This window comes from Advenella sp., assembly GCF_052108595.1.
In the GTDB taxonomy this organism is placed as follows: domain Bacteria; phylum Pseudomonadota; class Gammaproteobacteria; order Burkholderiales; family Burkholderiaceae_B; genus Advenella.
The window spans coordinates 1-21,947 of record NZ_JBQEAU010000008.1 but is presented as its reverse complement, the minus strand read 5'-3'; the positions used below and the strand labels follow the sequence as shown (position 1 = coordinate 21,947).

The 21,947-nt window shown below is 54.3% G+C and carries 20 protein-coding genes and 2 pseudogenes; 6 read left to right on the top strand and 16 right to left on the bottom strand.

Annotated features, from left to right (window positions below; all coding sequences use genetic code 11):
* Positions 1 to 27 precede the first annotated feature (27 nt).
* Both ACTIKR_RS02495 and ACTIKR_RS02490 read right to left on the bottom strand, forming a co-directional pair.
* On the bottom strand, positions 28 to 1,926 hold the full coding sequence (locus ACTIKR_RS02495; RefSeq protein WP_193090179.1) for an LTA synthase family protein: 1,899 nt from the start codon (positions 1,924 to 1,926) through the stop codon (positions 28 to 30).
* A 205-nt stretch (positions 1,927 to 2,131) separates the two neighbouring features.
* Positions 2,132 to 2,848 (bottom strand): hypothetical protein, encoded by a 717-nt coding sequence (locus ACTIKR_RS02490; protein WP_193090178.1) that lies wholly within the window; start codon positions 2,846 to 2,848, stop codon positions 2,132 to 2,134.
* Between the two features lie 180 nt (positions 2,849 to 3,028).
* Between ACTIKR_RS02490 and fghA the strand changes: the two genes are divergently transcribed.
* Both fghA and rpoH read left to right on the top strand, forming a co-directional pair.
* Complete coding sequence (gene fghA, locus ACTIKR_RS02485; protein ID WP_442327079.1) at positions 3,029 to 3,880, top strand: S-formylglutathione hydrolase; 852 nt, start codon at positions 3,029 to 3,031, stop codon at positions 3,878 to 3,880.
* 698 nt (positions 3,881 to 4,578) lie between these two features.
* Positions 4,579 to 5,457 carry an RNA polymerase sigma factor RpoH gene (gene rpoH / locus ACTIKR_RS02480; protein WP_193090176.1) on the top strand — a complete coding sequence of 293 codons (879 nt, stop codon included), beginning with the start codon at positions 4,579 to 4,581 and terminating at the stop codon, positions 5,455 to 5,457.
* A gap of 104 nt (positions 5,458 to 5,561) precedes the next feature.
* Here the strand turns inward: rpoH and ACTIKR_RS02475 are convergent.
* The 4 genes and pseudogenes from ACTIKR_RS02475 to ACTIKR_RS02460 all read right to left on the bottom strand — a co-directional run.
* Positions 5,562 to 5,718 (bottom strand): annotated as a pseudogene (locus ACTIKR_RS02475) (IS3 family transposase); the annotation flags it as partial.
* A 21-nt stretch (positions 5,719 to 5,739) separates the two neighbouring features.
* Positions 5,740 to 6,351, bottom strand: coding sequence for a TetR/AcrR family transcriptional regulator (locus ACTIKR_RS02470; protein WP_193090175.1), 612 nt, complete (start codon positions 6,349 to 6,351; stop codon positions 5,740 to 5,742).
* A 181-nt stretch (positions 6,352 to 6,532) separates the two neighbouring features.
* Positions 6,533 to 7,858 (bottom strand): flavin-containing monooxygenase, encoded by a 1,326-nt coding sequence (locus ACTIKR_RS02465; protein ID WP_226817275.1) that lies wholly within the window; start codon positions 7,856 to 7,858, stop codon positions 6,533 to 6,535.
* 96 nt (positions 7,859 to 7,954) lie between these two features.
* Positions 7,955 to 8,935, bottom strand: a complete 981-nt coding sequence (locus tag ACTIKR_RS02460) for an NAD-dependent epimerase/dehydratase family protein (protein WP_193089969.1) — start codon at positions 8,933 to 8,935, stop codon at positions 7,955 to 7,957.
* A 455-nt stretch (positions 8,936 to 9,390) separates the two neighbouring features.
* On the opposite strand from ACTIKR_RS02460, the gene ACTIKR_RS02455 reads away from it, so the two are divergent.
* Positions 9,391 to 12,063 (top strand): cation:proton antiporter, encoded by a 2,673-nt coding sequence (locus ACTIKR_RS02455; protein WP_193089968.1) that lies wholly within the window; start codon positions 9,391 to 9,393, stop codon positions 12,061 to 12,063.
* A gap of 139 nt (positions 12,064 to 12,202) precedes the next feature.
* Here ACTIKR_RS02455 and ACTIKR_RS02450 read toward each other — a convergent pair whose 3' ends face one another.
* From ACTIKR_RS02450 to ACTIKR_RS02430, 5 genes are all read right to left on the bottom strand, one after another.
* A complete protein-coding gene (locus ACTIKR_RS02450) occupies positions 12,203 to 12,850 on the bottom strand; it encodes an SCO family protein (protein WP_193089967.1) in 648 nt (215 codons plus the stop codon).
* A gap of 133 nt (positions 12,851 to 12,983) precedes the next feature.
* On the bottom strand, positions 12,984 to 13,889 hold the full coding sequence (gene cyoE, locus ACTIKR_RS02445; RefSeq protein WP_193089966.1) for a heme o synthase: 906 nt from the start codon (positions 13,887 to 13,889) through the stop codon (positions 12,984 to 12,986).
* Positions 13,886 to 14,917: a COX15/CtaA family protein gene (locus ACTIKR_RS02440; protein ID WP_193089965.1), complete on the bottom strand. Its 1,032-nt coding sequence runs from the start codon at positions 14,915 to 14,917 to the stop codon at positions 13,886 to 13,888. Before ACTIKR_RS02440 ends, cyoE begins: the two co-directional genes overlap by 4 nt.
* Entirely contained in the window at positions 14,917 to 15,579 is a 663-nt protein-coding gene (locus ACTIKR_RS02435; RefSeq protein WP_193089964.1) for an SCO family protein, read from the bottom strand. Before ACTIKR_RS02435 ends, ACTIKR_RS02440 begins: the two co-directional genes overlap by 1 nt.
* Positions 15,576 to 16,352 (bottom strand): SURF1 family protein, encoded by a 777-nt coding sequence (locus ACTIKR_RS02430; protein WP_304519111.1) that lies wholly within the window; start codon positions 16,350 to 16,352, stop codon positions 15,576 to 15,578. The genes ACTIKR_RS02435 and ACTIKR_RS02430 overlap by 4 nt, the downstream gene beginning before the upstream one ends.
* 35 nt (positions 16,353 to 16,387) lie before the next feature.
* On the opposite strand from ACTIKR_RS02430, the gene ACTIKR_RS02425 reads away from it, so the two are divergent.
* Positions 16,388 to 16,600 (top strand): twin transmembrane helix small protein, encoded by a 213-nt coding sequence (locus tag ACTIKR_RS02425; RefSeq protein WP_128393863.1) that lies wholly within the window; start codon positions 16,388 to 16,390, stop codon positions 16,598 to 16,600.
* Between the two features lie 242 nt (positions 16,601 to 16,842).
* On the opposite strand, the gene ACTIKR_RS02420 is transcribed toward ACTIKR_RS02425, so the two are convergent.
* The 5 genes and pseudogenes from ACTIKR_RS02420 to coxB form a co-directional block, all read right to left on the bottom strand.
* On the bottom strand, positions 16,843 to 17,718 hold the full coding sequence (locus tag ACTIKR_RS02420) for a cytochrome c oxidase subunit 3 (RefSeq protein WP_193089963.1): 876 nt from the start codon (positions 17,716 to 17,718) through the stop codon (positions 16,843 to 16,845).
* Between the two features lie 31 nt (positions 17,719 to 17,749).
* Complete coding sequence (locus ACTIKR_RS02415) at positions 17,750 to 17,974, bottom strand: DUF2970 domain-containing protein (protein ID WP_014749294.1); 225 nt, start codon at positions 17,972 to 17,974, stop codon at positions 17,750 to 17,752.
* 29 nt (positions 17,975 to 18,003) lie between these two features.
* Positions 18,004 to 18,114: a cytochrome oxidase small assembly protein gene (locus ACTIKR_RS02410; RefSeq protein ID WP_226817222.1), complete on the bottom strand. Its 111-nt coding sequence runs from the start codon at positions 18,112 to 18,114 to the stop codon at positions 18,004 to 18,006.
* A 9-nt stretch (positions 18,115 to 18,123) separates the two neighbouring features.
* Positions 18,124 to 19,725, bottom strand: coding sequence for a cytochrome c oxidase subunit I (gene ctaD, locus ACTIKR_RS02405; RefSeq protein ID WP_128393861.1), 1,602 nt, complete (start codon positions 19,723 to 19,725; stop codon positions 18,124 to 18,126).
* Positions 19,726 to 19,813: 88 nt separating this feature from the next.
* A pseudogene (gene coxB, locus ACTIKR_RS02400) lies at positions 19,814 to 20,626 on the bottom strand (cytochrome c oxidase subunit II); the annotation flags it as partial.
* Between the two features lie 249 nt (positions 20,627 to 20,875).
* Here coxB and ACTIKR_RS02395 point away from each other — a divergent pair.
* Together ACTIKR_RS02395 and ACTIKR_RS02390 are read left to right on the top strand one after the other, a co-directional pair.
* The gene (locus ACTIKR_RS02395) at positions 20,876 to 21,739 is read left to right on the top strand and encodes an NUDIX hydrolase (RefSeq protein ID WP_193089960.1); all 864 of its coding nucleotides are present in this window, start codon (positions 20,876 to 20,878) and stop codon (positions 21,737 to 21,739) included.
* Positions 21,717 to 21,947 (top strand): PhaM family polyhydroxyalkanoate granule multifunctional regulatory protein (locus ACTIKR_RS02390; RefSeq protein WP_442327078.1); only part of this gene is annotated, 231 nt, incomplete at its 3' end. The genes ACTIKR_RS02395 and ACTIKR_RS02390, both read left to right, overlap by 23 nt.

Here is a 21,947-nt window from a genome sequence, read left to right as displayed (position 1 = left end):
CCCGACACAAGTGCACGTTACCTGCGATCAACGTTGTTTCGGCACAGTATAGCTTTTATCCCGGTAAACACTGAAGGGCCACAGTGCATGTGCGCGCGCGAGCCGAACCAGCGTCTCATCGGACGCCATGGGCTCAAACGACTCAGGCGCCGTGTAGCGAAACTGCTGTGGATCCAGATGAGGCTCCAGCACCGTCAGGCGGTCGCCTTGCAGGTAGCCGTAACGGTCACCATATTGCATGATGGCGCGGTCGGGCGTCTGCCGGGTCAAATCCTGGCCGATCATGGGGTGCTCGCATGCGGCACCGGCCAATGACAATAAGGTGGGTGCCAGGTCGATCTGGCTGATAAGGCGATCATCGCGACGCGGCGCGACCGTGCCGCCGAGAATGACGGCGGGAATATGAAAATGCTTCAGCGGGATCAACTCGGCGCCGAACACGCGCGAATCATGATCGGCCACCACCACAAACACCGTATTGTTCCAGTAGTCCCGCGTTTTGGCGGTCTCAAAAAACTGTCCCAAAGCATGGTCGGCATACCGAACGGTATTGTCCACCGTTGCCGGGTTGCCGGTGGTCTGTATGCGGCCCTCGGGATACTCCCAAGGCGAGTGATTGCTCACGCTGAAGGCCAGCGTCAGCACGGGCTCGCTACGCGTGGCATCCTCTTGCAACAGGCGATCCAGCTGATTGAACATATCATCGTCGCAATAGCCCCAGGTGCCCAGAAACGCCGGGTCCTTAAATTGCGGCCCGTCAATCACCTCGCGAAAGCCATTGCCCAGGAAGAAGCCTTTCATATTATCGAAATGGGCTTCGCCACCATACAGGAAGCGGGAATGATAGCCATGCTGCTGACCCAGCACGTCGGCGATCGTAAAGAATCCGCATTGCGCCCCCGGCAGTTTGAATACCGATTGGGTAATAGTGGGTGGAAAGCCCGCTGAAAGCGCCTCCAGCCCGCGTACGGAGCGGGTGCCGGTTGCATAGGCGCGGGTAAAGCCCCACCCCTGTTCGTACAGGGCATCCAGATTGGGCGTCAGCGACTGCCCGCCCAGCGTCTGGACATATTGCGCCCCCAGGCTTTCTTCAACGATAAGTACGATATTAAGTGGTTTGGCACTGCTGACCGATACCTCTTGTCGGTGCCGGGTTGCGGGGCCCGCGCCTGGATCAGTCGGTACTTCAATGCCCGCCGCCTCGCATACAATCCGGTTCATCTGCTCGGCCGGCATCTTGCCATAGACGTCTTCAGCCGACATCTCATACTTCATCGCATAGATGGCGTATTGCAGGCTATACATGGAGTTCAACGCCAGGCTGTTGACCATGCCATCGCCGGCAAATGCCACGGTAGACGGATTGATGGGGCGCTTTTTCAACGTACCGCGAATCATGAGAAAGCACAGGGCCGCGTAGACCAGCGATTCAATGGGTCTGAGCCACCATGGGCCCAGCGGCGCCGGCGTATAGCCTGAAAACAGATGCAGCGCCAGCGCAATCATCCCGGCAAAAACCAGCAACCCCAGCGCCAGCACTTTTTTGTATCCGCGCCACAGCATCCCGGACACCTCTTTGGGGTGTTTCAGATACTCAACGAACAGACGGTTCGGACGGGAATCGTATTCATCAATGAACTGCGGCGTGCAGATTTCCATGAACACGCAGCCCAGCCACCACACGCCGAACCAGATTGCAGTCACGGTAACAAACCACTGGCGATCCCCCAGCCAGGGCATCAGCACCGCGGGCAACGCAGCGTAGGTTGCGATCTGGTTCATGTCCATGCGCAATCCGCCCAGAAACACGCGGCCGATGCCGTGGGCCGCCTGAACGCGCCTGCGCTGCCATAGCACTAATAAAACACGACTGACAAAAAATACGAGAAACAGCGCCAGGACAAACGTAAGCAGTTGATATCGCAAAATAATTCCAGAAGCAGCAGGAAACAGTGGAGTATACGCAACTCTACTGGGCAGAGTGTAAAATTTTTGTAAAACCCTGACCGTTTGCTACGGCATTTTCACGCATTCTTTGCGTGTTGATACTGCACGCAAAGCGTCCCATGTACGCATATGCGCCTTGACCGGAAGGCCTTGTTCAGCCCTGGCCGAAGTTCAATCCTCAGACTTATTCTTCCAGAGGCTGGCCCTGATTCTGAACCGACCGGATTCGCGGACGCCCTCGCCTGCCCTGCATCGGACGCCGGCTGGCTACCGAGCAAAGCTGGTTGATGAATCCTGGCGAACCCAATGCCCATTGCCCATGCAGCGCCTGTGCAATCTGTTGCAATTGACCTGACGAGAGCCCCTCGGTATAGCGGTATTTGTATGCCGCCTGCCTGTCAAATGGCGTGTTGCCGGAAGACCAGTAATCGGCATGGTCATTCAGGACCGGGCAAGAGCCCATAAACGCCCCAGTGTGAAAACCGGCAGAAGACCACGGCCACAACTCGCTGTCACTGGCCCCCTTTTCCCGGGCCACCCAAGACTCGAGCCAGATCATTGAAGGGATGACCCATACACCAGGCTCAACCAGCGTGGAACGATAACGTCCGCTGAAAACGGGACCGCTGCGCAGCGTCGTTGCCAGATTACGGCCCAGCATCTGGATCAGGCGCGACAGGGACTTTTCATCGTCGGGCGTTGCCAACAACAGAATACCGTCGTCAGTCAGGGTCCAGGCATGCAACATGACCCCGTGCCGGGCAAGCCCATCAAAAAGCCATTTCTGCAGGGTGTCCAGGATCCGGCTGCCAGCCCGAGCGCGCAAGGCAAGCGGAAATAGAAACCGGGCGTGAACCAGTTGCGGAATGCCGGGGGCGTAAAGCCGGGGTAATCGGGCCATGGAATGTACTGTACACTGGATGCGAAGCCGTCATGGCCACGAAACCGGCAAAACCCGCAGGTTACCGGCGTTTTTTTTCATATATTGTAACAATGATTGAAACAATGCTATGGTAGAACATAGCCGTAAATTTGGCAAAAAATCGACAACAATCATCATATCAGGAGTAGGGGCCTTCCCATGAGCGACAAACTCGAACTTTTAAGTGAACATTATTGTTTTGATGGCTCGCAGCGCTTTTATCGCCATACCTCGCGCGAAATCGGCCTGCCCATGCAGTTTTCAGTCTACATTCCGCCGCAAGCGGCACGCGGCCCTGTGCCGGCCCTTATTTATCTGGCCGGTCTGACATGTACCGAAGAAACGTTCATGACCAAGGCCGGCGCGCAACGCATGGCTGCAGAGTTGGGTTTGCTGCTGGTGGCGCCGGACACCAGCCCGCGTGGCGCCAATGTGCCGGGCGAAGATGAGGGCTGGGATTTTGGCACCGGCGCCGGTTTTTATCTGGACGCCACCGAACCAGGCTGGAAAGACAACTACAAAATGTACAGCTACGTGACCAAAGAATTGCTGGAATTTATTCCGGAATTTGGCGGCGATCAAAGCCGTACAGGCATTTTCGGACACTCCATGGGCGGCCACGGAGCGCTGACCATTGCGCTGAAAAACCCGGAGCTGTTCCGCTCGGTGTCGGCATTTGCCCCCATCAGCGCCCCAATGAACTGCCCGTGGGGCGAAAAAGCCTTCAGCGGCTATCTGGGGCAGGATCGCACAAGCTGGGAAAACTACGATGCCAGCAAGCTGATGGAACAAGCCAAAACACCGTTCCCGGACGGGCTTTTGGTCGATCAGGGCCTGGCTGACAAATTCCTGGCTGATGGCCAGCTGTTGCCGGAATTGCTTGAGGCGGCCTGCGCCAAGGCCGGGCAGCCCCTGACGCTGCGGCGCCACGAGCACTATGACCACGGTTATTATTTCATTTCTACATTCATGGAAGATCACCTGCGCTTTCATGCAGAGCGCCTGAAGTAAGGGCTGAGCTGAACAGGCAACCGGCAGACCCACTGCGGTCTTATCCGGTTGCTGACCCACCCAGAACGACCAGTCATGGTGTGTTCCGTCACCCGGGCAAGTGAGATCTTTAATACAGCGTTGATATAGCGCTCTTTAAAATCGAAAAGCTCTCAGATGGAAATCGTCAAACAAGCACCTGACCATTAGCATCAGACCGTAGCACCGAGCCAACTGCCGCCTTCTCGCCATCGAGCGCCACCTTTTTGAAAAACCTTCTTTTCCAAAGGCACATGCTGCCCCACCCTTCCCCGTATTGCACAATGCATCGCAGTACACAAACGAACGGGGGAACGATTGGATGCAGCAGCGGTCTTATTAAGAGAAGAGCAGAATGTTATTAAAACAGAACATTAAAACGCATATTCAAACGAACGCATCAGCAGGAAAATGAAGTCTGGATACAGGTTTGCCGGCACGAAACAGGTTTTTGTTACGATTTTTTGCGTATTTCCCAAGCTCAGTGCTGCCTGCCCTGTCTGCAAAGACAGGTCGCCGTGTCTCAGCGCCTCAGGGCCGGCACAACAGCGAATAACTCGCCAAATAACCGTTTGAAACGGAACTTTTTAGCTTATGCCCACTCAATATTAGCACTCAGCGACAGAGAGTGCTAATATATAAGTACTTTGAATATTCCTTGTCAGGAGATATACAAAACCATGTCAAATCAAGCGCTTACACTGCAAAACTCGATTGCCTCGGCGATTACCAATCCTGGTGCGCTGGGTACAATTGAGTCTTACATTAGTGCTGTGAATCGCATCCCCATGCTCACACCCGAGCGTGAGCATGAATTGGGCGCGACCCTTCAGGAAAAGGGCGATCTGAACGCTGCGCGCGAACTGATCATGTCCCATCTGCGGCTAGTTGTGTCCATTTCCCGCCAGTATCTGGGCTATGGGTTGCCCCACGCCGACCTCATCCAGGAAGGCAATATCGGGCTTATGAAAGCGGTCAAACGCTTCGACGTGACCCGTGGTGTGCGCCTGGTATCCTTTGCCGTGCACTGGATCAAGGCCGAAATTCATGAATACATCATCCGCAACTGGCGGTTGGTCAAAATCGCGACCACCAAGGCGCAACGCAAGCTGTTTTTCAATTTGCGTAGCATGCGTCCCGATGGCCAGACGCTCACGCCAGAACATATCGAAGGCATTGCCTCCAAGCTCAACGTGCGCCCCGAAGACGTCAGTGAAATGGAAGTGCGCCTGACCGGCCGCGACATGTCGCTGGAATCGCAAGACGACGATAGCGATGATTTCGCGCCCATTTCCTATCTGTCCGACGAAGGCGAGCAGGAACCAGGTACGGTACTGGACCGCCGGGCCCATGACGATATGCAGGGCACGGGCGTATCCAACGCCCTGGCTGTCCTGGATCCCCGCTCCCGTCGCATTATCGAGGCGCGCTGGCTGCAGGACGAAGGCGGTAGCTCTACCCTGCATGAACTGGCCGATGAATTCGGCGTGTCGGCCGAACGTATCCGCCAGATTGAATCGGCCGCGCTCAAGAAAATGCGTGGCGCATTCGCCGCCTAACCCCATGAAGCCATAACGTCGCTTCGACAGGCCACAAAGCGCACCCCTGTGAACTGCCCTAATTTGGACGGTTGGAGATTACGGGTCAAGGCCTGAGTTCGGTACTATACCGGGCTCAGGCCTTTTAGTTTGGTTCTTGATGCGTTGACGATTGTAGTAGCGAATATAACGATGCAGGGCTAGCTGCCGTTGCTCGATAGAACCGAATTTGGCCAGATAAAAGCACTCTGATTTGAGTGTGCCGAAGACGCTTTCCATTGCGTCATGTCGGAAATACATTTTCTACCTGGCCTTTAACCCATCAACCAATGTTCGCGTCATCTGATCAGCCAATATTGCTCTTGATTCAGGTGTCTCATCCTTCTCCGGCCGGTACCAGATTAATGACCACTGGATACCACCTAGCATTGTTTTTACAGCTATTGAAACATCTACGTCACCCAATGTTTTATCGAGTTTCGCAGCAGTCAATTGCTTTTTGAAAAGCGCCTCAAAATCATCTCTGCACTTTATCAGTGTATCCAGCGTACGGCGCTCACTCGGCGTCGTGGCTCCAAACCGATGCATCTGTACCCCTTGAGCGACAACGCTTTCATAGGTGTGATGTTCAAGAACGGCCATCGCATGCGCTTTGAGCATGGCTTGCAGGACGTCAATGCCAGACCCGGTCATGGTCGAGGCAGGGACCACCGCCTCGAAAAGCAGTCTCATACCCTCGCGGTGAACGGCAAAAAAAAGGTCGATCTTGGAAGTGTAGTGGTGATAGAGCCGTCCCTTCGTCGATCCCATCTCCCGGGCAATGTCATCCATGCTGGTGGCGTGGTAGCCCTGCTGCATAAATATTGCAGCTGCAGTATCAAGAATTAACTGCTTGCTTAACGTCATTTTGGCCATCCGGCATCTTCCAATGAGGGCATATGAACGATTCATTCATAAACATCGATAGTAGCAATTTCATATAGCATCAGCAACGGTGCGTACCCGAAAATTAGAAGCGCCATCCCACCAAACCGGTGAGAGGCCAGATCATCAGATCTCATGAGTGAGATGAATCAACAGAACAATACGATAGTGCTCAAAACCCGGCTTTCGCTTGCCGGATATCAGAATACAGCTGCCTTGCGTATTTTTTTGCTTCCACTTCAAGCGTATATCTGGCTGAACCGATATAACGTTTTTCGATCCCTTTGCGGTGCTGTGTAATTTCAGATTGCATCTGTTCTTTGCCAGGTAAGGCTATTTCTCCGGCTAAGACCGAGGCCATCCACTTCGCCTGGATTTCCACGAGGGGAATCGTCGGGCCGACAGGTTGAATTAAACCCAACATATATAGTCCCGGCCGATCAGGCACGAGTATTCTTCGATATAGTGACGCCTTGCCATCCGGCACAGAAAATACATTTCCCTCCAAAAACGGAAATGTGGTTTTGTATCCGGTTGCATAAATAATCGCATCAATTTTCTCTTGGCTGCCGTCTTCAAAATCAACGTGGACGCCTCCAAGCGCCTTCACATTGGGTTTGATTTTTATCCAGCCGTGTCCACAGTAAGGGATTAACTCCTGGCTTAACGTTGCATGCTCGCGCCAGATGGGATGCTTAGGCTTTGGGATACCGAATCGTTCCTGATCGCCCGTAACCAGATAGGCAATTTTCTGGACAATTGCGCGGCTGCATGGTGTGGTAAGTTTCAGCTTCTTTGAGAAGAAGCCAATCCAGCGGTCAATGGGTTTGCCCATAATATATTTTGGCATGATCCATGCGCTACGCCTTGTAGACAAAAAAGTACGCCTGGCGCTTTTGCACACATCGACGGCAATATCTACAGCTGAGTTTCCAATACCGACAATCAGCACATTTTTATCTTCAAATCGATCTGCAGTACGATAATAGTGCGAATGGATGGCATCGCCCTCGAAGTGGCCCGGAAACTGCGCCACTCGAGGGTCCCAGAGATGTCCGTTGGCGACAATCACGGCGCGATAGCGGTGTGTTTCATTTGTGTCGAGGTCAACTTGCCAACTGCCATCAGGATTCGGGACGACCCGCAGCACTTTAGTGTTGAATGTAATGAGGGGTAAAATGCCAGCCTTTTGAGCATATGCCTCAAGATACTCAATCACTTCGGAATGAGAAAGAAAATCTGGATACCGATCAGAGATAGGAAAATCCGAATATCCCAGATTTTTTCTGCTTGTGTCCACATGAAGACTTCGATATGCCGATGACATGTCGTTGTCATTTTCGTATCTCCACATGCCGCCGATGTGAGAGCCTGCTTCGAAACAGTCGAACGGCACATTTTTTTCCTTTAAATGTTTTGCCGCTGTTACGCCTGAAGACCCGGCACCGATAATGCACACCGGGAGGTGACTGAGATCATGCATTTTCTTATCCTTCATCTTGCGCATCGCCACACCAAATGTACAGAAATAGTCAAAGGGGGGCTCTACGCGTCCGTTCTATCGTCGTTTACTGCAATCGTGATCGAGCGCATTTCAGTGAATGTTTGTAAGATAGTTTTTGATGATGTCATCAAACGATCCATCACTGCAAATTCCCAAGTTTGAGGCGACCGTTGACACAAATACGGTGGGCCAGCCATCGATAATTTGTTGCAGATTATTGTCGACTTCGTATCGAATTGTGCCAAGAGTACGTTTGCCGGCCAGTCGAATCGTCGCTACCTCCATTTCAGCCACACTGACCGTCAGTGAAGGAAGATTCATGACTCGCGATTGAGGCAATTGGCTTTCTGGCACATTCTGCAACTGAATCAATGCCCTGGCGACCGCTTGTGCCGAAGCAACAGGTATCCGGGTATCTGCGGTAATACCACAGACAACGTCCCGTCCGGAAAGTGGTTCGCGCACGATGGCCGCAATACGATCCGAGATGGTCGGCGAGCTAGCACCCGGTCTGATCAGGACGATTGGCAAACGTAGCGACCGTGCGTCGATAAACCCTTTTCTGGACGCGTCTGCCAATTTCAGCTCTACGATGGCCTTGTGTGTGCCGTAGGTCGTTTGCGGCATTGCTCGTACTTCATCGGTTACGACGTCTGGGATGTCGCCGCCAAATACGGCGATGGAGCTTGCAAAAATAAAACGAGTTGAGCGAGACGCCTTTGCTATCATTCGGCCGATTGCCTCGACATTCACGAGGTACGCCTGTTCTTCGTGATCTTCCGCGTCGAGTGTCAGCGAGGCAGCGAGATGAAAGATGCACTGCACGTCACCTTCATCCATCAATTCGTCGATAAAGGCTGAATCTGCCAGATCTCCGGTCTTGGTGATGATTGTTATGCCAGCGCACGATTTTAGTCCCAGACCGCTATCTACGGGGACCCTATCAACAAGCACCAATTCGGTAATCGCTTGAGGCTGGTTGTTTTGGTTAGCCAATTGGCCGGCATCCAGCAAGGCCGAGGCCAGCGCATGACCAATGAACCCGGCTGCGCCTGTAATTACGACACGCATGCTATCTCCTGTGCTCTAAGCAGGTGCCAGGCGCGCCTATTGCATGCCGTTGACCCTTGACGCTGACGTAACCGGTTTGAACAGGAATACGTCAATTTGCAAACATACTACTCGGTAGGTTTATTAAAGGCAAGTATTAATTTTTAATTTTCCGGTGCCTTTTTCTTTTTCAGCAGACAAATTCCGAATACGTAACCGTCTGAAATATTCGGGATGAAACTGCCGGAACTTCCCCATGAACTGTTTGACTAATTACTATGATTCGCGCATCCCTGTCCTTGACACATGTTCGGATCCGTCCGTTTCTGCTTCTCCTCTTTCCCCTCCCCTTTGAAACGGATGTTAAGGGTGCTTCTTGATGAGGCACCTTTTTTTTGCCCGCGCCAAAAATATCGGTCTGCACAAAAACATATCCGGGTATAGTTAATTTCCGTCGCACCTGAATATGTTCTCGCATGGAAATCCAATACGTCGTATTTGCACTGGCCGGGCTGCTGACGATCGCCTGTTTTATGCCCTCGCTGGCAAGCCGGCTGGGTTTGCCGCACACCGTCATGCTCGCGATTCTGGGCGGTGCGTTGGGACTGCTCGTTCAGGCCAATGGCATTCACCTGCCCTTTATCGGCGATTTCCTGCATGCCCTGCACGGGTTCTCCATTTCCTCCCAGACTTTTCTGATTGTCTTCCTTCCCATCCTGCTGTTTGAAACATCCATGGCGATGAATGTGCGTCGCATTATGGTCGACATCAGCCCGATACTGACCATGGCCATTGTGGCCGTTCTGGTCTGCACCGTCAGCGTCGGCATGATCATGGCCGAGTTCTCAGGCTATAGCCTGGCGGTGTGCCTGCTGCTTGGCGCCATTGTGGCCACCACCGACCCGGTGGCCGTGGTCGGCATATTCCGCGAAGTGGGCGCGCCCAAGCGCTTGACCACGCTGGTTGAAGGCGAATCCCTACTCAATGACGCTGCGGCCATTGCCCTGTACACCGTTTTCATATCGGTGATTACCCGTGACGCGACGCTCAGTATTGAAACTATCGCCAGTCACTTCCTCTACAGCTTCCTGATCGGCGGCTTCATCGGCTTCATATTCGGCCACATTACCTGCCGGCTTTTTCATTACATGCGCGGCTGGCCCACTGCCGAGATCAGCCTGACCATCTGCACGGCCTATTTGACCTTTTTCATTTCCGAACATTATTTCCATGTTTCCGGCGTCGTGGCTACCGTGGTGGCCGGACTGGTCGTGGGTTCGGCCGGCCGCACACGAATGTCGCCTTCCACCTTCGAGCAACTTGGACACGCATGGGAACAGTTCGGGTTCTGGGCCAATTCGCTGATTTTCATTCTGGCAGCCATGCTTATCCCGCGCCTGGTCGTTGACCTGGATTTCAAGCAGGTGCTGTTGCTCATCCTTTTGTTCATCACCACGCTTGCGGCACGTGCTGCTGTTGTCTTCGGCGTGATTCCCCTGTTGACGATGTTCAAAATGTCCACCTATGTGAGTCGCCCATTTCGCGCGGTCATGTGCTGGGGCGGTTTAAGAGGCGCCATCTCGCTGGCGCTGGCCCTGGCGGTGACGGAGCAAACGGCAATTGCCGCCGACGTACGCCATTTTGTCGCAGCGGCAACCACCTGCTACGTGCTGGCAACATTGCTGATCAACGGCCTTACCCTGCGGCTGCTTATTTCCAAACTGGGACTGGATCAGCTCAGCCCGGTGGAACAGGGGCTGCGCAACCAGGCATTGGTCATTGCCCTGGATGACGTCAAGGAACAGACCGACGAACTGGCCGGCCTGCTGAAAGTGGAGGCCAGCGCCAAACAACAGGTGGATGCCGTATTCGCCAAGGGGATGGCCGATATCCAAAAGGACGAAACCGATTACCTGAGCAAGGGCGATCGGCTCTCGGTCGCGCTGGCCATTATTTCCAACCGGGAAGAAGAGCTGTTTTTTGACTCTTTGAAGAAACAGCTGATTCCCTGGCAGGCGGCACAGACGCTGTTGTCCAACGCCGAGAACCTGGGCGATGCTGCCCGCGCCGGTGGGGCGCGGGCGTACACTCGCGCCCTGCGCCATGACATCCGTTATACCAGTGCGTTCAAGATTGCCCTGCGCATGCAGACCAACTTCAATTTCAGCCCCTGGCTGGCTCACGAACTGTCCCAGCGCATTATCAAACTGATCAGCAAGCACTCGGTGGTCAGCCAGCTGGTACGCTTTTGTCGCGACGACCTGACGCCCTTGCTGGGGCAGGAAATTGCCGGCAAGGCAGAACGTATCCTGGTCGCCAGGCTACACACTATCGATACCGCCTTGAGCGCCCTGAACCTGACCTATCCAGTTTATGCGCACTGGACCCAGGAAGATTATCTGGCGCGGATCGCCCGCTCGCTGGAAGTCACGCGCTACAACGAAATGCTTGAACAGTCGCTGATTACCAAGGAAGTCTATAACAACCTGATTGCCCAGGTTAATTTGCGTTGGGAGCCGCTGTTTCGCCATCCCAGCCTGGACGTGTCGCTCAGCGCCAAGGAACTGGTCAAGCGCGTGCCGCTATTTGAAGAAATGGACGATACCGCCCTGACGCAGTTGAGCAGGCTGCTGCGGCCCCGCCTGATGCTGCCCAATCAAACGGTCCCGCAAATTGACCGATACGGCCATAAATTGATGTTTTTTGTCGCCTCCGGGGCAGTCCTGATCACGCTGCCGGACTCCTCCCGCGTGGAACTGGGCTCAGGTGAAATGCTGGGTGAACTGAGCATGCTCACCGACAAGACTCTGACGCAAAGCGTGCGCTCCATGGGCTACTCCAAGCTGCTGTTCCTGCAGGCACGGGATTTTCATGCCTTGATGAAAAAATTTCCCGATATCAAGGAGAAAATTGACCAGGTGGTCAAACAACGGCTGCGGGCGCTGGAAGTTTGGGAGCAATATGCTACCAAATCGGCAAATGCAACCGACCGCATGGACGAATCGGAAACGGCGGCAGCACCAGGTGGCATCTCGACTCGCTCGGAAGAAGAACTGCAGGACTCGGCCGAGGAAAGCGGGGCTGTACAACCCGACACCAGTGGGTCTGGGCAACCCGACAGTGATAACCGCGTTATTAAACAAAACTGATCCGGCACCGGTCAGGCAATCCGGGGGCGCCAGGGCTGTCTGCCGGCACGACCCCAACGGTAGTCAAGGGAAGACAACACCGGGGCCGGCGCGGTTATAATGCTACCGCTGATGTAATACCGCAGCCGCTTCTGAAATGCTACAGCAGCTTCTGAATATCCGCTGCAATCGCTTCGGGGGCGGTATTGGGTTTGATCAGCAGCCTGGACTCCCCTTCTGTGTCCAGCACATACAAGCCGGAACTGTGCTCCATGGTGTAGCTTTGACCGCTATCGACCTTTTTGTAGTACGCCTTGAAAGACGATGCCACCTTGGCAATTTGTTCATCCGATCCGGTCAGACCCACAAATGAAGGATCAAAAGCGCTCACGTACTGCTTCATGACGGCTGGCGTATCGCGTTGCGGGTCGACGCTGATCATGATGACCTGCACCTGCTCGCGCTGTTCGGGCTCGAGTTTTTCCCTTACCTGTGCCAGTTCTGCCATGGTAGTAGGGCACACGTCAGGACATTGCGTAAAGCCAAAGAAGATCACCATGACCTTGCCGCGATAGGCCTGCTGTAACTGAATGGCGGTGCCATTCTGGTCGACCAGTTCAATATCCTTGCCGAACCCGGTTCCCGTGATGTCACTGCCGGTAAAGCTGCCAGCAGAAGCCGTTGCATTCGCTGAAACCGCATTGCCGGCACTATCGGATGCATTGTTATCACACGCAGCCAGCGCAGTAGCCATAGCCATTGCAAGGACAGTTCGGGTTGCAAATCGCAGGGACAGAAACGACTTCATGATTTACTCCAGGAGACAACAAAAAACCCGTTCATTACAGGCAGGGGCCAAGCGCGAGAAGCCGCTCGCGATGCCTGGCTGACAGCGAGCACAATCATCGTCGCCACGCCGCCGGGCACTGATCGGCTGCCAACTAACCAGCCACGACGCCCGACATCAAAATCCAATGATCGATCAGCAGCGCCATAAACAGCAGGGATAGATAAAGGATCGAATAGCGGAACGTCTTGCGGGCCAGTTCGTCACTGTATGCCTTGTAGAGCCTGTATGCATAACCGATGAAAATGGCGCCCAGTATCAGCGCGCTGGACAGATACATGTAGCCGCTCATGCGAATCACAAATGGCAATATGGTGATGACCAGCAGCATGAAGGTGTACAGCAGGATATGCAGGCGCGTAAAGTCTTTGCCATGCGTGACCGGCAGCATGGGCAGGCCCGCATTGCGATAATCGTGCTCGCGATACAGCGCCAGCGCCCAGAAATGCGGCGGGGTCCAGACAAAAATGATCAGCACCAGCAGCCACGCTTCTGCGGGCACGGCATTGGCCACCGCCGCCCAGCCCAACGCCGGCGGCATGGCGCCGGACAGGCCGCCGATCACGATATTCTGCGATGTACGCGGCTTGAGGATGATGGTATAGATCAGCGCATAACCGATAAAGGTGGCAAAGGTAAGCCACATTGTCAGCGGGTTCACCAGGTGATACAGAACCAGCATGCCGGCTCCGCCGACCACGCCCGATAGCGTGATCACCTGCAAGGGGGTAATCGTCCCCTTGGCCGTCGGCCTGCGAGCCGTACGCAACATGCGCGCATCAATCTCGAACTCGATCAGGCAATTGATGGCAAACGCAGCGGCAGCAAGCAGCCAGATTCCAATTGTCGCAGCAATCAGGATCTGCACCGGAGGCAGGCCTGGCGAGGCCAGGAACATACCGATGACCGCGCAAAACACGGCCAACTGGGTTACGCGCGGCTTGGTCAGGACAAGGTACTGTCGCAACAGCCCGGCATCAGGATGAATAGCAGTTGTCATAGTGGCAGAAACGACCCTTTACCGCCGCGGGACATACGCACCATCAGGGTCACGCAGGCTATGGTAAGCCCGGCAGCACCCCCTGTGTGCAGTACCGCGATAAGCAACGGCCATTGGAAGAAAATGGTTGTCAGGCCGGTCAGTACCTGAACAATAAGCAGCCCGATCAGCAAATGGGCTGGCCCTTTCAGACCGGCTTCCCGACGCGCCACAAAGGCCAGCGCAAACAGGAAAACAAAAACAAAAAAAGCAAAATTGCGATGCGTCCAGTGTATCGCGGTCAGCGCTTCCTGAGAAATAATTTCACCTGTCGGCAACTCGCCCAGCGCCCGTACCAGGGAAAAACCACCCTGATAGTCCATCTCGGGCACCCAGGCCCCATGACAGGTGGGAAAATCCATACAGGCAAGCGCCGCGTAATTGGTGCTGACCCAGCCCCCCAGAAACAACTGCACAACCAGCACAATGAACCCCAAAGCCATCCACGGCCGCCAGGCGCGCGCGCGCGCAGCAATGCCTACATGGGGTTTTTCGCGAGCGGCCAGCCAGGTCATCATGGCCAGCAGCAGCATGCCCAGCACCAGGTGCGTGGTCACGACTAGCGGCATCAGCTTGTGCGTCACGGTCCAGGCTCCGAAGGCGCCCTGCAGACAAACAGCGACCAGGGTGGCGGTGGCCAGCACCGGCGATCTGCCAAGCTCACGGCGATAGCGCCATGCCATGTACACAATCGCAATAATCATCATCCCCAGCAACGTCCCCCAGTAGCGGTGAATCATTTCGATCCAGGCCTTTGACATGGATACCGGGCCAAAAGGCTGCTGCTGCAGCGCATTTGCAATATGTTCAGAAGCGCCCAAAGGGCTTGCCTTGCCGTAACAGCCTGGCCAGTCGGGGCACCCCAGCCCTGAATCGGTCAGGCGCACAAATGCGCCGAACATAATCAGATCCAGCGTAAAAAACCAGGTCAGAAACACCAGCCTGCGATAGCGGCTGCGAATGCGTTCAGTTGCCGTGTTCATATACATCAGCCGATGGTCGAGGCATGCAGCAATTTGGCCAGATCACCGCGAAAACGCACGGGGTCAGACTCATTGCCCGGGTAATGCATAATCAGGTTGCCATTGGGATCAACAATCCACAGGTAAGAATCCATTTTCTTTTCGACCGCAACCGCATCCCCTGTACGATCGGCTTCGTCCAGCAGAAAATCGCTGAGCGCCTTGGGATCGGCCCGCAACATGATCGTGCCTTTGTAGGCTTCCAGCACTTTTTCTGGAATAGGCTGATCATCAGTCACAAACCAGACCCGCTGAATGCGGTTGACATTCTTGCCCTGGCTGGCGTGCCCGTTACGGGTAAAATGCAGTTTCTTTGCGCACGAATCCGGGCAGGCGCCACCATCGGACGTGACCAGCACCCATTTTCCTTTGAGGGTATTCAGATCGAAAGGCTTGCCGTCCAGCGTAGTCAGGCTGAGCGTATCAGACGAAGGCATGGGCCGTTGTGGCTGAACAAAATTGCCGTAATTGGTTGAGCCATCTGGTCTCAGCGAAGGCACGTAGTACAGCAGCGCAGCTGCAATCATGGGCACGATACAGCTCAGAATAATCAGGTACAGGGGCATGTTGGAGCGCTTTGCGCCCGACTGCGTGGGAGTCCCGGATGACGATGGACGGTTGGTATTCATGACGACGACATTTCCTTTGTACTTTTCAGACGCAGCCGGATCAGGCTGATCAACAAGGCCAGGGCGGCAATGGCGGCAAAACAGAACCATTGCAATGCATAGCCGATATTCTTATCCGCATCAATAGAAGGATGCGGCCAATCTCGCACCAGCCCCTGCTCGGAGGAACCGGTTTGCAGCACCACCAGTGGCAGCATATGCAAGCCACTGGCCTTGCCAAATTCGGCCAAATCCAAATTCTGCACCTGAGGCAGCGGTCCGCTGCTTTGGGGAATCTGTTCAGGCAACTGCGCCACGGCCTTGCCCAAACTCCATAGTTCGAACAGGCGCGGCACCCGCAGAGCGATCTCGCCGCTTACCGTCTGCCTGCCTTCAGGCAAGGCAAATTCAGGCATGGCGGACGGCGTCAGCACTTGAGGGAACCAGCCGCGCAATACCAATACCGCATCACGCGAATCATTGTCCAGCAACAGGGGGGTGGCAAGCCAATAGCCCGGGCGACCGTTCTGGTTGCGATTGACCAATACACTGAAGGCGCCTAGCCAATGGCCGGCGACTGTTGCAGGACGCCATGCCACAATATCGGAAGACGGAATATGCTTGTCAATGGTCAGTGGCGGCAGAGCCTGCCCGCTTTCAATCTGCTGCGCAGTCGCGCGGCGCTCGTCGGCGCGATGCAACTGCCATCGACCCAGAGAAACGAAAATCACAGTCAGCAATGCCAGCAGAATCAGCATCGTTACTGTTTTCCAGTTTATTAATTTCCGTTTCATTACTACAATATTCTATTCCAGTCAGGAGTTAACCCATGCGTATCTTTATCGGACTCGCCTTTCTTGCGATCATAGGCAGTCTGGCATCGGCCTTTTTCTACCTTATGCGCGACAAAGGCACAACCAATCGCACAGTCAACGCACTTACCCTGCGTATTGCACTGTCCATTGCGCTGTTTCTGTTCGTCCTGTTTGCCCATTACATGGGATGGATCGACAGCACGGGCATTGACCAGCCTACTCGTTAAAACCGCGTTCCGGAACACGGCCCGGTTACACGCTCAGGGGCTGGTCAGCGCGTTTTTACCCGCGTCAAACCAGCCTGAGCCAGCTTCAATGCAAGCCTGTTGTGGGCACCGCTATGCTATCAACACCACGTTAAACATCATACCGCCAATGACTGCGCTTTGCTGTAACAGCACCCGGTTGCGCTGAAACAGCAAAGGGTCGGTTTTCCGACCCTTTGCCTTTTATCGAACCGCTGGGTAAATCAGAACCAGTAAACGAACAGGTACAGACCCAGCCAGACCACGTCCACAAAGTGCCAGTACCAGGCAGCACCCTCAAAACCGAAGTGATGATCGGCAGTGAAGTGACCACGGATCAGGCGGATCAGAATGACAGTGAGCATGGTTGCACCGAGCAGCACGTGAAAGCCGTGAAAGCCGGTGAGCATATAGAACAGCGAACCGTAAATACCGGAATCAAAACGCAGATTCAGTTCGGAATAGGCGTGAATGTATTCTTCGGCCTGGAAAAACACGAAGGTGAAACCCAGAACAATGGTGACGAACAGCCACAAAATAGCGCTTTTGCGGTGATCGGCACGTAATGCATGGTGAGACAGGGTCAGTGTCAGGCCTGAAGACAACAGCAACAGCGTGTTGATCGTCGGCAGCCAGAAGGGACCTACTGTTTCAAAATGGGCGACGATGCCTGCAGGACCCAGATTGGGCCACTGGCCGGTAAAGCCGGGCCACAGCAGCAACTGATGATCCATGTCGCTCAACCAGGGCGTGGTCACTTCACGCGCATACCAGAGCGAGCCGAAGAACGCGGCAAAAAACATCACTTCAGAGAAGATGAACCAGCCCATACCCCAGCGGTAAGACAAGTCAATGCGCTTGCTGTTCATGCCCGCCTCTGACTCACGGATGGCATCGCCAAACCATTGATAGAGTACGAAAAACAGGGCAAGCAGCCCAAACAGTACGAGATACTGCCCGTAAGGCACTTTGTTAATCCAGGTCACCGCGCCGATCAAAATGATCAGCATTATGGCACTTGTCTTAACTGGATGGGCCGAATCGGCCGGCACGTAATAATACGGTGCTTCTTTTACCTGAACCGAGTGGCTCGCACTCATAATGTTCTCCCTCATGGAACGCTTTGACCAACTAGGTGAGGCTGGTTATCGCCCAGCGCGCCACCATCACCAATAAAATAATAAACAGGACTGTCGCTATGATGCCACCCAGGATCAGATGTACCGGATTCAACCGGGAAATGTCATCCTGATAGCCCGAGCCGCGGCGCACGCCGAACAGCCCCCACAGCACTGCTTTCATGGTCTGAAAGAAGTTGAGCTTTCTTTTGGACAAATCCCGTAAATCTTCACTCATTGCTACATCCTTCCCAAGTGTCAGCGGTGTTACGCCGCTGACAGTACATGACCGAAAATCGCCCACAGGAAGATTGCAACTACCAATCCGGCCAGGATCAAACCAACAATCCTGTTCCTACGTTTTTGCTCTGGTGTCATAACGCGATGTTACTTGACAACAGGCGGCGTTTCAAAGGTATGGAACGGCAGCGGAGATGGCAGTGTCCACTCCAGCCCTTCTGCACCTTCCCATACCTGGGCAGTCGCAGTCTCGCCAGCGCCACGATATGTTTTCAAAATGATGTACAAAAACAGCAATTGCGAGAATCCGAACCAGAAGGCACCGATAGTGGCGATCTGGTGGAAGTCCGTAAACTGCGGTGCGTAATCGACATAACGACGCGGCATGCCGGCCAGTCCCAGGAAGTGCATCGGGAAGAACGTCAAGTTGAAAGACAGCATGGTAGACCAGAAGTGGATTTTGCCCAGTTTCTCGTTATACATACGGCCTGTCCATTTTGGCAGCCAGTAATAGGTACCGGCAAAAAGGGCAAACAGCGATCCGGCTACCAGCACGTAGTGAAAGTGAGCCACAACATAATAGGTATCGTGTACGGCGATATCAATGGGCGCAACGGCCAGAATCAGACCGGTAAAGCCACCAAGGGTGAACACGAAAATAAAACCAACGGAGAACAGCATGGGCGTTTCGAAGGTAAGCGAACCGCGCCACATGGTGGCGACCCAGTTGAACACTTTCACGCCCGTAGGAATGGAAATGAGCATGGTTGCATACATGAAGTACAACTGCCCGGTGACCGGCATACCCGTTGCAAACATATGGTGGGCCCAGACGATGAACGACAGCACGGCAATCGCGGCAGTCGCATACACCATGGACGCATAACCAAACAGGCGCTTGCGTGAGAAGGTAGGAATGATGGCCGACACAATACCGAAGGCCGGCAGAATCATAATATACACTTCAGGGTGGCCGAAGAACCAGAATATGTGCTGATACAGAACCGGATCACCACCGGCAGCGGCGTTGAAAAAGCCTGTGCCAAAGTGACGGTCGGTCAGCAACATGGTGACGGCAGCAGCCAGAACCGGCATCACAGCGATTAGCAGGAATGCAGTGATCAACCATGTCCAGCAGAACAGCGGCATTTTCATCAATGTCATGCCAGGCGCGCGCATATTCAGGATGGTCACGATAATATTGATCGCACCCATAATGGACGAGGCACCCAGGATGTGCACGGCGAAAATGGCCATGTCCATGCCAGGACCCATTTGCAGCGACAACGGTGCGTAAAGTGTCCAGCCGGCAGCAGTGGCGCCGCCAGGAACAAAGAACGAGCCGGTCAGCAAAATGGCGCCGACAGGCAGCAGCCAGAAGCTAAAGTTATTCATCCGCGCAAAAGCCATATCGGACGCGCCGATCTGCAACGGAATCATATAGTTGGCAAATCCAACCAGCGCAGGCATGATCGCACCGAAAATCATAATCAGGCCGTGCATGGTGGTGAACTGGTTGAACAGATCAGGCTGGAAGAACTGTATCCCCGGTTCAAACAGCTCGGTACGAATCAGCAACGCCAGCGCGCCGCCCTCAAGCAGCATGATGAACGAGAATAACAGGTACATCGTACCGATATCCTTGTGATTGGTGGCGAACAGCCAGCGGCGCCAGCCCGTTGGGGCTGCGTGGTGATGGTCATCGTGTCCGTGATGATCAGGAGCGTGACCCACTACTGTACTACTCATTTTTGACTCCTTGCCTGCTGCGTGCCTGGCTTGCAGATATCACAGGCGCAATATTGCGAATATAAAGTTCCGAATGTCATTTTCATTGTGCTGCTACTTTCTGCTGCTCTGCAATCCACTTGTCATAATCCTCTGGAGAAACGACGCGGACTACGATTGGCATGAATGCATGGTTCTGGCCACACAGCTCGGCACACTGGCCGCGATACGTACCCACCTTGTCGGTGCGAAACCAGGCATCACGCAGGAAGCCGGGGATGGCATCCTGTTTCACACCCAGCTCTGGTACAAAAAATGAATGAATGACGTCGTCGGCAGTGATCACGACGCGGACTTTCTTACCTGCGGGAACAACCAACTCGTTATCCACTTCCATCAAGTAAGTATTGGATTTCTCGGCTTTGCCTTCGATCTGGTCGTAAGGCGTGGTCATATTGGAGACGAAATTGATACCCTTGGCCTTGCCATCCAGGTACTCATAACCCCATTTCCACTGATAGCCAGTTGCCTTGACGGTGATGTCAGCGCTGCTGGTATCTTTCATTGCCACCACGGTTTTCGTTGCAGGCAGGGCCATCGCAATCACGATAATGAACGGGACCACTGTCCAGGCCACTTCCACGCCCATGTGCTCATGGAATACGGAAGCCTTGAAACCCTTGGATTTGCGGTGCGCCCAGATTGAGTAGAACATGACGCCGAAGACGGCAATAAAAATGACAGTACAGATTATCAGCATCATGATGTGCAGACTGTACATGCTCTCGGCTATTTCGGTGACACCCTTATGCAGATTGACTTGCAATACCTTAGGACCACCTGGCATATCCTGGACCTGAGCCCACGCCGTACAGGCTGGCAGGAGCGCTCCAAGACCAAGTAAACCTTGCAACTTCTTCATGTTGACCTCATTTTTGTGCGCTTTTCCGTTTTTCGTATGAAACTGATCGGATCGCGCCTGATTATCGTAGCTGACGGCAACCGCATAAAAGCGTACCAATCATAACCCTTTGCGGTACAGGATTATACCCAAGACGCCTTAACCTGTGTCAAAGATAGTTCATTTAACCATATAAAACCTGCAGCGAACCTGCCTGCGAACTTTTTGCGAATACAATCGTTGCATGTTTGACACGACATCGATGCAACCTTGAACCGAATCCCCGCCCTTTACGCCGCCCTGTTGCAATCCATACAGGAAGTGCCGCCTGAATACTCGCTGCCGCTGACCATTGCCGGCAAACTGGCCGGCTTTATTACGCCGCAGGCGCTCAAGGCTATTGGTCATCTGCCGCAAGTGCGCACCACCGAGACCGCAGTACACTTTGCCGATCCTGGCACGCCCCGCTTCGAACTGGAGCCGCTACTGGCTGATATCGCCATTATTTTGCGCGACGCGGGCCTGCTCAAAACCTGGCGGGATGAGCTGCTCACAGTATATGCCGAAGGGGACGATCTTGCAAAAATGGAGCGCGCTGCCATGCGCCCATTGGGCCTGCTGACCCACGCCGTTCATTTGAACGCCTGGACCCCGGACCTGCAACTGTATATAGCAAAGCGCGCCATGACCAAAGCGAGCGATCCGGGCATGTGGGATACGCTGGCCGGCGGCCTGGCCAACGGTTCGGAAGACCTGGAACACGCGCTGTTGCGCGAAACCTTCGAAGAGGCCGGGCTGCAGGAAAACATCCTGACCTGCCGCACGCCACTGCGCACGCTATTGCGCATGCACCGTCGCCTGCCTGAAGGCTACCAGGTCGAGGACATTCTGGTCAGCGACTGCATCCTCCCGCCCCACGCCACACCCCGGAACATGGACGGCGAGGTATCGGAGATTCGCATCGTCAGCCAGCAGCAGGCCGTGCAAATGATTGCCGACAGACAGATCACGCTGGAAGCTGCACTTGTTATACTGGAAGGCATGCTGAGCCGTACATCCGAAACATTGCTCGCGCGGTTTCGCGCGCAGCCGCAAAATCAGGGAGAACCTCATGACAAGCAGCAACCCGTTTGATCGGCCCGGCCTGGGGCCTGACAGCGCCAGCAATCCCATCATGCAAAGCCTGGACATGATGAGCAAGGCCTGGCAGCAGTTTGCACAAGTCCAGCAGGCAAGCAATCCGGCCTTTGCCATGCCCCCTGCCCTGAACCCGGAAGATCTGGACAAGCGCATCCAGGAACTCAAAAGCATAGAAAGCTGGCTGACCATGAACCTGTCCATG